General features: G+C 40.6%; 13 protein-coding genes. 10 read left to right on the plus strand and 3 right to left on the minus strand.

The window, feature by feature from the left end; all coding sequences use genetic code 11:
* Window positions 1-25: 25 nt before the first annotated feature.
* Window positions 26-2,386 (minus strand): Tex family protein, encoded by a 2,361-nt coding sequence (locus FTV11_RS10520; protein ID WP_180073974.1) that lies wholly within the window; start codon window positions 2,384-2,386, stop codon window positions 26-28.
* A gap of 335 nt (window positions 2,387-2,721) precedes the next feature.
* Between FTV11_RS10520 and ompR the strand changes: the two genes are divergently transcribed.
* The 5 genes from ompR (at window position 2,722) to FTV11_RS10545 (ending at window position 8,336) form a co-directional block, all read left to right on the plus strand.
* Window positions 2,722-3,486, plus strand: a complete 765-nt coding sequence (ompR, locus tag FTV11_RS10525; protein WP_078189809.1) for a two-component system response regulator OmpR — start codon at window positions 2,722-2,724, stop codon at window positions 3,484-3,486.
* A 285-nt stretch (window positions 3,487-3,771) separates the two neighbouring features.
* A complete protein-coding gene (locus tag FTV11_RS10530; RefSeq protein WP_111885830.1) occupies window positions 3,772-5,232 on the plus strand; it encodes an ATP-binding protein in 1,461 nt (486 codons plus the stop codon).
* A 206-nt stretch (window positions 5,233-5,438) separates the two neighbouring features.
* Window positions 5,439-6,956 carry an acetyl-CoA hydrolase/transferase family protein gene (locus tag FTV11_RS10535; RefSeq protein ID WP_180007250.1) on the plus strand — a complete coding sequence of 506 codons (1,518 nt, stop codon included), beginning with the start codon at window positions 5,439-5,441 and terminating at the stop codon, window positions 6,954-6,956.
* Window positions 6,957-7,081: 125 nt separating this feature from the next.
* Complete coding sequence (locus FTV11_RS10540; RefSeq protein WP_168377983.1) at window positions 7,082-7,501, plus strand: GNAT family acetyltransferase; 420 nt, start codon at window positions 7,082-7,084, stop codon at window positions 7,499-7,501.
* Between the two features lie 148 nt (window positions 7,502-7,649).
* On the plus strand, window positions 7,650-8,336 hold the full coding sequence (locus FTV11_RS10545) for a DsbA family protein (RefSeq protein ID WP_180073975.1): 687 nt from the start codon (window positions 7,650-7,652) through the stop codon (window positions 8,334-8,336).
* A gap of 77 nt (window positions 8,337-8,413) precedes the next feature.
* Here the strand turns inward: FTV11_RS10545 and FTV11_RS10550 are convergent, their stop codons facing one another.
* Complete coding sequence (locus tag FTV11_RS10550) at window positions 8,414-8,614, minus strand: dodecin family protein (RefSeq protein WP_067761311.1); 201 nt, start codon at window positions 8,612-8,614, stop codon at window positions 8,414-8,416.
* A gap of 237 nt (window positions 8,615-8,851) precedes the next feature.
* Here FTV11_RS10550 and FTV11_RS10555 point away from each other — a divergent pair, with 237 nt between their 5' ends.
* From FTV11_RS10555 to FTV11_RS10575, 5 genes are all read left to right on the plus strand, one after another.
* Entirely contained in the window at window positions 8,852-9,100 is a 249-nt protein-coding gene (locus tag FTV11_RS10555; protein WP_218950517.1) for a glycine zipper domain-containing protein, read from the plus strand.
* Between the two features lie 234 nt (window positions 9,101-9,334).
* A complete protein-coding gene (locus tag FTV11_RS10560) occupies window positions 9,335-9,523 on the plus strand; it encodes a hypothetical protein (RefSeq protein ID WP_180010237.1) in 189 nt (62 codons plus the stop codon).
* 350 nt (window positions 9,524-9,873) lie between these two features.
* A complete protein-coding gene (locus FTV11_RS10565) occupies window positions 9,874-10,053 on the plus strand; it encodes a hypothetical protein (protein WP_078189814.1) in 180 nt (59 codons plus the stop codon).
* An 11-nt stretch (window positions 10,054-10,064) separates the two neighbouring features.
* Complete coding sequence (locus FTV11_RS10570; RefSeq protein WP_180073976.1) at window positions 10,065-11,513, plus strand: hypothetical protein; 1,449 nt, start codon at window positions 10,065-10,067, stop codon at window positions 11,511-11,513.
* Between the two features lie 98 nt (window positions 11,514-11,611).
* Window positions 11,612-12,772 (plus strand): hypothetical protein, encoded by a 1,161-nt coding sequence (locus FTV11_RS10575; RefSeq protein WP_373685420.1) that lies wholly within the window; start codon window positions 11,612-11,614, stop codon window positions 12,770-12,772.
* A 68-nt stretch (window positions 12,773-12,840) separates the two neighbouring features.
* Here the strand turns inward: FTV11_RS10575 and FTV11_RS10580 are convergent, their stop codons facing one another.
* Window positions 12,841-13,116 carry a hypothetical protein gene (locus tag FTV11_RS10580; protein WP_180022684.1) on the minus strand — a complete coding sequence of 92 codons (276 nt, stop codon included), beginning with the start codon at window positions 13,114-13,116 and terminating at the stop codon, window positions 12,841-12,843.
* Window positions 13,117-13,247 lie beyond the last annotated feature (131 nt).

Raw genomic sequence — 13,247 nt, forward strand, 5'->3', positions numbered from 1 at the left:
GGGAGGTTTTTTTAACAGTTAAAGATTACTTCGAACCTTTAATCCCTGCTTGTAATAACAACGCACCTAAACCACCAATTTTATTTTCTTGTGGTTTCGCTGCTTGAGGTTTTTTATGACCTTGTGGGCGGTCGCCTTGCGGACGGGCATGCTGTGGACGTTTCGCATGTGGCTTACGCTCACCACGTTGTTCTTGCTGGGCATTGTCACGACGTGGTTGACGTTGTGGTTTCGCTGCAGCAGCACCTTCTGCACGCATAGACAAGTTGACACGGTTACGTTCAACATCGACATTCAAGACACGAACTTGAACAATTTGACCTGGTTTCACGACTTTGTGCGGATCTGCAACAAATTCATTTGCAAGTTCAGAAATATGCACTAAACCGTCTTGGTGTACACCCACATCCACGAATGCACCGAAGTTGGTTACATTCGTAACCACACCTTCAAGCTGTAAACCTTCAGTCAACTGCGCCACTTCTGTGATGTCTTCACGGAATTTAGCCGTGCGGAACTCTGGACGTGGGTCACGGCCTGGTTTTTCAAGTTCAGATAAAACGTCTTGAATTGTCGGTAAACCAAATTGGTCATTTACAAATGCTGCTGCATCGATCTGACGGATAATTTCAGTATTACCAATAATATCTTTTACAGTCGTCGCTTTTGCTTCCACAATTTTTGCCACCAAGTCATATGACTCTGGGTGAACTGCAGATGCATCCAATGGTTCAGAACCATCTTGAATACGTAAGAAACCTGCTGCTTGTTCAAAGGTACGTTCGCCTAAACGAGGTACTTTCTTCAAACTTTGACGGTTATCAAAACGACCATTTTCTTTGCGGAATTCAACGATTTGCTGTGCAATCGATTTATTTAGACCCGCGATATAACCCAAAATAGCAGATGATGCTGTGTTGACATCAACACCTACTGAGTTCACACAGTCTTCCACAACCGCTTCTAGCGTTTTTGCCAAACCGGTTTGGTTCACATCATGTTGATATTGACCCACACCAATCGATTTAGGATCAATCTTCACAAGTTCAGCCAATGGATCTTGTAAACGACGTGCAATCGATACAGCACCGCGGATCGATACATCTAAATCTGGCAATTCATTTGACGCCAATTCAGATGCTGAGTAAACCGACGCGCCTGCCTCAGATACTGACACACGAATCAAGTTCAAGTCTGTATTTGCTGCCATCATTTCAGCCACAACAGCTTCAGTTTCACGGCTTGCAGTACCGTTACCAATGGCAATCAGTTCAACATTAAACTCACGGCATAGACGGGCAAGTTCAGCCACTGAACCAGCTTTGTCTTCTTTCGGAGCAAATGGGTAAATCGTGCTATGTGCAAGAACATCACCTGATGCATTCACAACAGCCAATTTCACACCCGTACGGATGCCAGGGTCTACACCCAATGTGCAACGTGCGCCTGCAGGAGCAGAAAGTAATAAATGACGTAGGTTTTCAGCAAAGACATCCATCGCTTCAGCTTCAGCAGCCAAACGTTTTTCAGTCAATAATGAATGTTCAATCGCAGGACGAACTTTACCGAGCCAGAATAATTTTGCAGTTTGTTTTAAGAAATCTGCACGTGCTTGTGGTTGTGCTGTTTCTAAATTGTATTCAGTATCAATACGAGCCAATGGTGCATCATCTTCACCATCGACTTTTAAGCCCAAGACATTTTCTTGACGGCCACGGAGCATCGCCAATAAACGGTGTGAAGGAACTTTGTTTAAGCTTTCAGAGAAATCAAAGTAATCACGGAATTTTTTACCGACTTCTTTTTTCTCATCGCTTGCAACTAAACTTTTCAACACTGCAGTTTTCGCAAATGTCGCTTTTAGCTCAGTGGTTAATGCAATATTTTGTGCCCAGTCATCAATTAAAATGTGTTGAATCGCATCTAATTGGCTTTCAACATCAGCATAATCTTCATGACTAAAACCAGCTAAAGCTTCGGTTGGATCAACTGCTTCATTAAAGATTTTTTCAGCGATTGGGCCTAAACCGGCTTCTTTGGCTTTAAATGATTTACTGGTACGTTTTGGACGGTACGGCGCGTAAATCTCTTCTAAAGCATTTTTCGTTTCTGCTGCATTCACTCGAGCAAGTAGGTCATCAGATAACTTGTTTTGTTCTTTTAGAGATTCGATTACCTTTTCACGGCGCTCAAATAAATCACGCAGGTAAGTCAGACGTGTATCGAGCTGACGTAATTGAGTATCGTCCAGACCTTGCGTCACTTCTTTACGGTAACGTGCGATAAATGGAACACTGGCACCTTCATCAATGAGCTTGATGGCAGCTTCAATTTGATTTGGACGTACGGCAATTTCTTTTGCCAACTGCTGAACTAAGTCAGTCATCGTATTAGATCCCTGCAAGGATAAGTTCTAAAAGCCATGATTATAAAGACCAAGACCATAAAATCCACAATTGTTTTTATAAATTTATTCGTGGTTTTTAATGCCAGTTCATCTCAAATACACATTTTTTTACGAAACTGACTATGAAACAGCAAATTAGCGAGACTTAGATAAGCAAACTGATTCGAACAACATGTATACATTTGGTATCTATGTCTTGATTTTAACTGCAATATTTGTTGCTTTAGAGCATAGTAAATTTATATAAATGAATCGTATACTCAAGTGAAATCGACTTTTTGTTTACGATGACAATAAAGAATAAGGAGCACGTCATGAGTTTAGTTGTACCTGCTGAAAAAACAGATGCCGTACAAGCCGAAACCGACCGAGTCGAACGCATTCTGGTTGTCGATGATGATGTGCGTCTACGCACCCTCTTACAACGCTTCCTAGAAGATAAAGGTTTTGTGGTCAAAACCGCACATGATGCGACTCAGATGGATCGTCTGTTGCAGCGGGAACTCTTTTCCCTGATTGTGCTCGACTTTATGTTACCTGTTGAAGATGGCTTGAGTATTTGTCGCCGTCTGCGCCAATCTAGCATCGATACCCCAATCATTATGCTGACCGCTCGTGGTAGTGATTCAGACCGTATTGCTGGACTTGAAGCCGGTGCAGATGACTATTTACCAAAACCATTCAACCCGAATGAGCTTTTGGCACGTATTCGTGCCGTATTACGTCGTCAAGTGCGTGAAGTTCCGGGCGCACCAAGCCAACAAATGGAAGTGGTGTCTTTTGGTCCGTGGTCACTCGACCTGTCTACTCGTACATTAACCCGTGAAGGTCAAGTCGTCACATTAACAACGGGTGAATTTGCCGTACTTAAAGCATTAGTTCAACATCCTCGTGAACCACTGACACGCGACAAGTTAATGAATCTTGCTCGTGGTCGTGAATGGGGTGCTATGGAGCGTTCAATTGACGTTCAGGTTTCTCGCCTGCGTCGTTTGGTTGAAGAAAACCCAGCACGTGCACGCTATATCCAAACCGTTTGGGGCGTGGGTTATGTCTTTGTTCCAGATGGTGCTGAATAATCCAAATAAATAGTAATAAAAAATTCCGCCGTTCATTAGGCGGAGTCTTTTCATTGAACATTAAATTTATCCAATAACCTGCGGTTCGCCTTACTTTTGTTTCGGCAAAAGTAAGCAAAACCATTGTCATACGCAAAACTCGTCTCATTTCTGCTTCATATCAGAATCATCGCAGAAACATAATCTATTCCATGCTTCCTGCCTCGAACAGTTGCGTATGACCTGAACGCGTATCCAACAGGGTTAATTGATCTCACACTCTAAAATTTACTCTAGGGATATAGCGTGAAACTCGAACCCATCGACCCACAGGAATTTACCGACTACGTTACCTACTCCGAAAAAAAACGGACACCTTGGGAACGCTTCCTCGATAAAATCAAACCCCGCTCTGCAGCCATGCGGACCACCGTATTGGTCTTATTTGTGGTGTTTTTTAGCCTGTTTATGTCCTTATGGTTCTTTTGGCGCACACTCTATTTACCCGAAATTCAACAACATGCTCGTTACCTCGCGGTCGAGCTTGAAATCATTAACAATCCTGATTTACGGATTTTTCATAACAATGCCGAAGTGGATGTCGACGACTGGATGCGCAACCGTGTCGGGATCGAATATGTGACCGATCCGAAAGAATTCCCCAATGTCAAAGACAAAGTCATTGCAGAGTTCTTTACCAATCAAATTGAAAAGAAACTGGCCAAAGAAATGCGCATTGATAATGCGACCGTGTATTTCCAATTTAAACCTGACCCACGCATCTGGATTCAAACTCCAGAAATGAATGGCAACTGGGTTCGCGAGCCTTTAAAAACCTATGCCAACTATAGCGCAGAGCTGATTTTAGGCTGGTTATTGGGTATTCCGCTGATTGCTGGCATCATTATCTTAACCTTGGTTCGTCAGCTCAACCGTCCACTAAAACGTTTACAAGATGCGGCAAACAACTATAGTAAACACGGCACTGCACCTTATTTAGAAACCAACCATGGGCCACAAGAAATCCGTGAAGTAAACCAAGCCTTTAACCACATGGTCTACACGCTGGAACAAACTGAACGTGATCGCCGCATCATGTTGGCCGGTATTTCCCACGATTTGCGTACTCCGCTGACCCGTATTCGACTCAGCGCAGAAATGATGCCTGATGATGACTTCCTAAAAGAAGGTCTGATTTACGATGTTGAAGATATGGATGCAATTCTGAATCAGTTCATTTCGTATATGCGAGATGGCTCTGATGAGGTTCCGCAAGATACTGATTTAAATGCGCTATTGCAGGAATTAGTGATTCAATTTAAACCTTTAGATATTCGCTTTGAACCTCAAGACTTACCGATTATTCAAGCACGTAGCCTGTCCTTAAAACGATTAATAGGGAACTTAATCAATAACTCAAAACGCTATGGTGCCGAGCCGATTGAACTGTCTACCGAATATGAAGGTGACCATATTCAAATTCGCGTTGCCGATAATGGCGAAGGGATTCCTGAAGACCAAATTGAAGACCTGATGCAACCTTTTGTACGTGGTAATGATGCACGTACCATTCAAGGCAGTGGACTCGGTTTAGCCATTGTAAAACGTATTGTGGATATTCACGAAGGTCAACTTTCAATTCACAATCGAGCAGAAGGTGGACTCGAAGCGATCATTTCTTTACCACTGCAAAAACTCGAAAATGATGAAATATTAAACAACAGCCCATTGGAAAAAATTAAGCAAAGTTTAACTGAACGCTTTTAACAAGCGTTCAAAAAAGCAACGAACAGTTTTGTTTAAGCTTTAACCATTGATATTTTTAACTTTATTATTCAGTAGTTTAAAAAACATAATAAAATCTTATACCCACATTTTTTCAAAAAATTAGACCTTAGCCTAACAGGTATGCAAAATGGCTTTTTTGATCGGTACAATCCGTATCAGTTTTGAGAATTTCACGAGAGTATATGATGTCTTTAGATCGCATCCGTTTAGCTGCCCTTCACGACAAAGTTATCAGCGCAGAAAAAGCTGCTGAATTCATTCAGGATGGTATGACGGTAGGTATGAGTGGTTTCACACGCGCAGGTGAAGCGAAAGCTGTACCTTTAGCGTTGGTTCAACAGGCTCATGCTAATCCTCTTAAAATTACCCTAATTACTGGCGCGAGCTTGGGTAACGATTTGGACAAAAAATTGACTGAAGCAGGTGTTCTTGCTCGTCGTTTACCGTTCCAAGTAGACAATACATTACGTAAAGCCATCAACAAAGGCGAAGTGATGTTCATCGATCAGCATTTGTCTGAAACAGTTGAACAAATGCGTAACCTTCAGCTTAAAAAGCCTGATGTGGCAATTATTGAAGCTGTTGCGATCACTGAAGATGGTGGCATCATCCCTACAACTTCTGTAGGTAACTCTGCAAGCTTCGCAATTTTTGCTGAAAAAGTGATTGTTGAAATCAACACCAACTTAAGCCCAGCATTCGAAGGCTTACACGATATTTATATCCCAACGTATCGTCCAACACGTCAAGCGATTCCATTGACTCAAGTTGACGAACGTATTGGTACACATGCAATCAACATCGATCCTTCAAAAATCGTAGGTATCGTATTTAACAACGAATTGCATGACTCTCCATCTACAGTGACTGCACCTGATGATGAAACTCAAGGTATTGCAAACCACCTGATCGCTTTCTTTGAAAAAGAAGTAGAAGAAGGTCGTTTACCGAAAAACCTTGGTCCATTACAAGCAGGTATCGGTTCAATTGCAAACGCAGTATTGACTGGTCTTAAAGATTCAAACTTTGAAGACTTGATCATGTACTCTGAAGTACTTCAAGACTGTACATTTGAATTGATCGACGCAGGCAAAATGAAATTTGCTTCAGGTTCTTCTATTACGCTTTCTGCTAAATATGGCGAAAAAGTATTTAATAACCTTGAACAATACAAAGACAAACTTGTATTACGTCCACAAGAAATTTCGAACCATCCAGAACTTGTACGTCGTTTAGGTATCATCGGTATCAACACTGCGCTTGAGTTTGATATCTACGGTAACGTGAACTCAACTCACGTTTGCGGTACAAAAATGATGAACGGTATCGGTGGTTCAGGTGACTTCGCACGTAATGCACACTTGGCGATCTTCGTGACTAAATCAATTGCAAAAGGCGGCGACATTTCTTCTGTTGTTCCATTTGCTTCTCACATTGACCATGCTGAACACGACGTTGACATCTTAGTTACTGAACAAGGTCTTGCTGACTTACGTGGTCTTGCTCCACGTGAACGTGCTCGTGCAGTAATCGACAACTGTGCTCACCCTATGTACCGTGATGCGCTAAATGATTACTTCGACCGTGCATGTGCGAAAGGTGGTCAAACACCTCACCTTCTACGTGAAGCATTGTCTTGGCACATCAACTTCGAAGAGAACGGCCACATGTTAGCTGCTCAACCTGAAGTGAAAACTGCTTAATTGACAGTGAAATGAAAAACGCTCTTCGGAGCGTTTTTTATGGCTTTTATTTTTCAATATGACTTATCAAGTCTGCAAAACTCGACTAATCTAAATTGGTCAAAATACATGCTAAAACAAAAATTATGTTTATTATCCGCCCCTATCTCGAATCTGATTTAGATGAAGTGATTGCACTTTGGGAACTGTGTGATCTGACCCGTCCATGGAATAACCCTGAAATTGATATATTTCGAAAATTGGCTCAACGTGACCAACTATTTTTATTGGCTGTCAAAGATGATCAATTAATCGCAACTGTCATGGGTGGCTATGATGGACACCGAGGCTGGGTCAATTATCTTGCCGTACATCCACATTTTCAGCGAAATGGCGTCGCTACCGCCCTCATTCAGCAATTAGAAAAACGCTTAATTGCTTTAGGTTGCCCCAAACTTCAATTACTGATTCGCCAAGACAACATTGACGTACAAAATTTTTATGAACAATTGGGCTATGAAGAGGTTGAAGTGATTTGTTTGGGTAAACGTTTAATCACAGATTAGATGTCCCGACAGATCATCGTTCAAGCGTTGTAATCGCATCAAAAAATTCCACATTACGCCATCTCGACAAAAATGGTTTGCATTGCTTGGCTTTAAATTTTAGGATTTGCCCCCATCATTTTCCCAGAACATAGAAAAGAGATTTCCCATGCGTGTAGATATCTGGTCAGACGTGGTTTGCCCATTTTGTTATATTGCGAAAAAACGCCTTGAAGCTGCTGCCGAAGAATCGGGTGTAGAACTTGAAGTGTTTTGGCATAGCTATCAACTTGATGCAGATGCGCCCGCTCGCCTAGAAATTTCCAATACTGAACGTCTGGCTCAAAAATATGGCCGTAGTATTGAAGAAGTTGAAGAAATGCAGCGCAATATTGCCGAAATGGCAAAAGCTGAAGGTATTGAATTTAACTGGCAAAAAGCCAATTCAGGCAATACTTTCAACGCGCACCGCTTGATTCATCTTGCACAAAGCAAAGGTCTCGGCAGTGAAGCCAAAGAAGCTTTCTTCTATAGCTATATGACGCAAGGCTTGGCCATTGGTGAACGTGAAACCTTAGAAGATGTTGCATCTCGTATTGGTCTAAACCCTGTTGAAGTCGATGACTTATTAGACTCAGATGAATTTGCTGATTTCGTCAAATACGACGAAGAAGTAGCACGCGATCAACTTAAAGTTACGGGTGTACCGTTCTTTGTGTTTGAGCAACGCATTCCTTTAGCAGGCGCTCAACCGAAAGATGTATTTAAAAAAGTGATGCACAAAGCTGCGGAACTCCCTGAGCTTGCTCCTACACCTGTCTGTAATGATGAAAGCTGTGAAACACCTGAAAAATAATTCAGCGTGTTCAATCAAAAATCCCCGAACTTCGGGGATTTTTTATGATCAGTTTTTAACTTCAATAAAATTAAAACTTATTCAACCAAGAAGCTGATTTTTAAGTTCACTCGATATTCCGCAATTTTATTGTCTTTCACCACGACTTTCTGTTCATTAATCCATGCACCCTGAACGTTTTTCACGGTTTCAGTGACTTTATTAATTCCCGTTTGAATTGCATCTTCAAAACTTTTTGTGCTACTTGCATTTACTTCAACGACTTTAGCAACAGACATTGTATTTATCCTCATTGTTATGATTTTGAATCTTCATCATATGATTAAGTCACTTATTTTGGTTATTTTTTAAACATCAAAACAGCAAAATATTACATGTCTTACACAGGAGTGAATTCCACTTCGAGGGATTACAAACTGACCATCATTTATTACATGCTTTCTGTTTAAGCCAAGGCCACTACCGATTAGGCTAAAAGCTTCATTCTTCTAACGATCATGCTCGGGAGTAATGTCATGACTATTGAACCTCAAGCAACTTCTGCTGAAACCGAACTATCTACCAATACAACCCCTCAAACAACCGCCAACGAGTCGCAAACAGGGAAGAATAGCTTTCTCTCACGTTTTTCTCCGACCGTCAAAGGTGCTGCGATCGGCGCTGTTGCAGGCAGTATTTTGCCTGTTTTTGGTACGATTAGTGGTGCCATTATTGGTGGTATCGCAGGCAAAGTCTATGAAAAGAAATGTGCCAAACATTCATAGATTTTTCATCTATATCTGAGTGATACGCCGCTGTCACTCAGCCACTAAAAACTCTAGAGCAATAACTCTAATAGACTGTTTTATATAAATATTAAATCCTACCATTTATCTTGTGTTGCCGAATCGATCATTTTTAATTGATTATTTTTTGATATTATTTTCACATAAATTCAAGTGATTAATTTTCTCCCTGACTCAATTTTTGAGTTACTAATGATTGATAGGAATACACAAATGAACGCAATCAAATATGCTATGGCTGTTGCTGTGATGGCGCTTTCTGCAACTGTTTCTGCACAAATCGTTTATGTACCAGATTTTCCAGTAAAAAAAGCTGTGACTGCTGAAACTGCCAATGCAGATAACAAAGCACCTGCTGCAGATACAACTAAAGTTGTAACAAACACAGAAAAAAAAGCATAATTTTTAGCTGATTTTTCCATAAAAAACCGATGGCTCCCACCATCGGTTTTTTATTTTATGTGCCTTTACTTTGGGCTTTATTCTTTACTTAACATTAAAAATGAACATCTAAAAGCGCTCAATCGCTGATGATGACTTCAAAAAAATTGATCCAACTATGCCGCGATAAAATTTGCAAAGCGTATCTTTAAGCTGATGATTTGGTATTATTTTTAAACAAAATGCGCATTAATTGTCATATTCAACACTTAATTTGTAGAAGCTGACATTTATTTCCATGTTTTTTTTAATGAAATCTCTATAATCAAATGAACTAATCGACTTCTTTATTTTTAAATTTACATTGTCCTATGCAAGAACTTCAGGCACTGATACAAGGAAAAATTTCACCGCAGGTCATAGATATTGAACGCCTGATTGAATTGGCCAATACATATCGAAACCCGAATTCGGCTGAATATAAATTAGTAGAACTTGCAACCAATATTGTATTGGCTAAATATTTAGAAAAAGCACAAAAAGTCCTTTAGGAAGCGGACAAATGAATTTACAAGAGAAAGTACAATTAATAAAAGAAATCCATGTACTGACCCATCAACTTGAACACCGTGCTTTGAGTTTTTATGAAACTGCGCTTTCTAAACGTCGGATTCATGAAATTTTTGCCTTATGCGATGAACCAATTTTTCAAAAGCAAATATTAAGTTATCGTGCATTAACTAAGCCACAAATGGCTGCCACTGAATTTTCCAAACAAACGCCATATTCATTGTTATTTCGTGGCTATTTTAACCATGATGCTGCACTTGAAAATGCTTTATATCAATATCCAGAGATGGGTTGGGCCTTGCTGCATGACCATAAATTAGGTTGGCAAGTGTGGATGATTCCAGCCAAACAGCGCACAGCTCTACTCAGTGAATGGGGCAATTTTAGCGAATGCTATGATTGGTTAATTGAACAACAACAGCTATATAAATGTTTAATCAGTGATACCGATCTACGTCTACATGCCTTACGCCTAAAGGATGAAATCATCACAGCGCCAAGCTGTGTTGCAGCAAGTGTGGACGACCTACTGCCAATTGAAGCGATAAATAAAGACGGATCTGTCGATCTAGATCATTGCGATAAGCAAATCAATGAAGCGGATACGTTGCTTGATAACTCAAATACAAATAAACCGGAGCTTTCTGCACCTGATACCATTCCTCTTGTTCTAATTGAGCAGCCAACACATGCGCCATCGGAGGAAAATCTCAACTCGACAATGGCAGGCGTTGAACTTCCTGAACAGGTTCAAATCGCTCAATACACCGCTCGCGTTCAAAAGCTGCAAAACATCGATGCACAATTGGCCTTGTATGAATTGCAGTTTATAGATCAGCCTGAACTCACAACGCAACTTGATGTTCTAATGCATACGACAGATGGTACAGATTGGAAAAACCAGCCACTGTATTTAGCAGAGCAAATCAATACCGAGGGTCGCTTCATCAAGTATCTCTTGTTGTTTGGTGCGCAAACGCAAATGGAAGCCATTCGACTCTCTCAACTGTTTTGTCAACAACATCAACATGAACTTGCCGCGATTAAAGTCATGACATGGGACAATCTAGAGCAACTCTGTGCTGCACCTGATCAGCTCTATCAACAGTCTCAGCAGGCTGAAATGATTTGGTCGCAAAACGACTATTATCCATTTATCCCGGCACAGTTAATTCATACGCAAAAATTCATTCATTTTGATGAACCTGAACCGACACTACATACCCCGTTGTTATTATTACAAGAACGTCAAAAAATACGGTTAATCCACGGTCAAAAACGCATGGCTCTCTTGCGTACCGAACAAGCCCTTCCCTATTTGATCCTCCATCGACAGCAAGGTTTAAATTGGCAAAGCATCCAAAATGTGATCCAACAATTGCCTCAACCCATTGATGTGATTTCGCTTTATCAAGCACTTAAGCAAATGACCGAAGATTAATTGCATTTATTTTGTAGTTTGGCTTGCATTTATCCGATAAAAATAACAAAACTACAGATGCAGGATACTCAGATGATAATTAAATAGAGCCAAAACATATGCATAAAAAACAACAGTACTTTATTCGGACTTTGCTTTTTTCCGCATCAATGAGCTTGATGTATCAAGTTGCTTGGGCCAATGAAACTGATGCTGTCATCAATGAAACTGAGGGGCTACATTCGCAGGATGTGCCTGCAACCGGGCAAAGTTCACCGTATATCATGCCAAAGACCTATGATTTTTTAGATCAAATTCCACGTTGGATTGATGCAACACCGACCTTCTTACCTGAACAATCAGATCACCCCATTGTTCCGACAACAGAACAAACGGAAAATAATAGCTGGACCGATCGACAACAGAAGAAAGTCCGAAATTGGGCAGATCGAACGGCCGTTCGTATGGATAATTGGTTTGGGCAAAGTGAGCCAGAAAAGCCTGCCAATGCAACCCTACGGGTGATTTTAGACAACAGTTGGAATAAGCACGATGAATACGAAATTAAGCCACGTATTCGCGGTAAAATTAAGCTTCCCACTTTAGAAAAAAAATTGAGTGTGGTCTTTGGTGATGACTCACTTGATAATGAATTAGAAAATAATGCTGCAATTACCAATGAAAACCCTGCGGGGCGTAGTGATAAAAATTATGACAATAAGCAAACCCGTGAAGATAACAGTTCACTGGCTTTACGTTGGTCAGAAATTTCAGATCGACTGCCCTTCGAAACTGACGTTGATCTAGGTTTACGTTCTGGTGATGACCTATATGTCCGCTTAAAAGCAGCTAAAAAATGGCAACTCGACAATGATTACAGTTTTTTAGCCGAACAAATTTATCGTTATGGTATCGATAGTGAAAATTATCTAAGAACCAATTTAGAATTAACTCATGCCCGTCCAGGCCAACCCTTTATCTCAAACCAATTCAACCTGACCTATGCAGATGCACAGGATGATGATCTGAAATGGGATAACTTCAGTTACCGCCAACACCAATTTTTTAAAGGTAACCGATTCAACTACGGCCTATATACAGGTGGTTTTTACAATAACGATCAACTGCGTTTAAACAGTTGGGGACCCTATGTATCATGGCGACAGCCCTTTCTACGTGAATGGTTTTATATCCAAGGTGATCTCAACTACCTCAACAACCATCGTGACGATAAAAGCCACTTTGTGGGCGCTTTAGTGCGCCTTGAAGCCTTGTTCTAGAACCCGCTATTTCACAGCGAATAAAAAGCCCATCTCAACAGGATGGGCTTTTTTTAAATAACTCAGCTTCAATTTTTCTTAATCACACGCACACGATCATTACGTAGAATACTCGGCTGTTTTTCAGCGACTTTTTTCACTTTAGGAAAACTATACTGAACACGATCATTTCGCATCACACGGCGACTATCTACAAAAGGATTAATATCATATTGTGCGATTTGTTTTGAAACCTGCACACGGTCATTACGCACCATTTTTTGCTTAGCGCTATCTGCCTGAGCAGATTGCATGAGACCCATAGAGAGCAGCGAGCCCACTGCAGCGATCACTAAAATTTTCATCTTAAAATTCCCAATACTTAGTGATCGTTATTATAGATTAATTATTTATTTTTAATTTGTTTTAAAGATTAAAACATGGACGTTTTTATTCATGTGCTCTATCGAAAAACCAAATAAAAAACCTCCCGAAG

Source organism: Acinetobacter sp. YH12231, assembly GCF_013417755.1.
Lineage (GTDB): Bacteria > Pseudomonadota > Gammaproteobacteria > Pseudomonadales > Moraxellaceae > Acinetobacter > Acinetobacter amyesii.

Bases quoted from the DNA above. Each gene is read 5' to 3' on its own strand.
- ompR (WP_078189809.1), top strand. From the start codon at position 2,722: ATGAGTTTAGTTGTACCTGCTGAAAAAACAGATGCCGTACAAGCCGAA.
- FTV11_RS10575 (WP_373685420.1), top strand. From the start codon at position 11,612: ATGCATAAAAAACAACAGTACTTTATTCGGACTTTGCTTTTTTCCGCA.
- FTV11_RS10580 (WP_180022684.1), bottom strand. From the start codon at position 13,116: ATGAAAATTTTAGTGATCGCTGCAGTGGGCTCGCTGCTCTCTATGGGT.
- FTV11_RS10540 (WP_168377983.1), top strand. From the start codon at position 7,082: ATGTTTATTATCCGCCCCTATCTCGAATCTGATTTAGATGAAGTGATT.
- FTV11_RS10545 (WP_180073975.1), top strand. From the start codon at position 7,650: ATGCGTGTAGATATCTGGTCAGACGTGGTTTGCCCATTTTGTTATATT.
- FTV11_RS10560 (WP_180010237.1), top strand. From the start codon at position 9,335: ATGAACGCAATCAAATATGCTATGGCTGTTGCTGTGATGGCGCTTTCT.
- FTV11_RS10555 (WP_218950517.1), top strand. From the start codon at position 8,852: ATGACTATTGAACCTCAAGCAACTTCTGCTGAAACCGAACTATCTACC.
- FTV11_RS10565 (WP_078189814.1), top strand. From the start codon at position 9,874: ATGCAAGAACTTCAGGCACTGATACAAGGAAAAATTTCACCGCAGGTC.
- FTV11_RS10550 (WP_067761311.1), bottom strand. From the start codon at position 8,614: ATGTCTGTTGCTAAAGTCGTTGAAGTAAATGCAAGTAGCACAAAAAGT.
- FTV11_RS10535 (WP_180007250.1), top strand. From the start codon at position 5,439: ATGTCTTTAGATCGCATCCGTTTAGCTGCCCTTCACGACAAAGTTATC.
- FTV11_RS10570 (WP_180073976.1), top strand. From the start codon at position 10,065: ATGAATTTACAAGAGAAAGTACAATTAATAAAAGAAATCCATGTACTG.
- FTV11_RS10520 (WP_180073974.1), bottom strand. From the start codon at position 2,386: ATGACTGACTTAGTTCAGCAGTTGGCAAAAGAAATTGCCGTACGTCCA.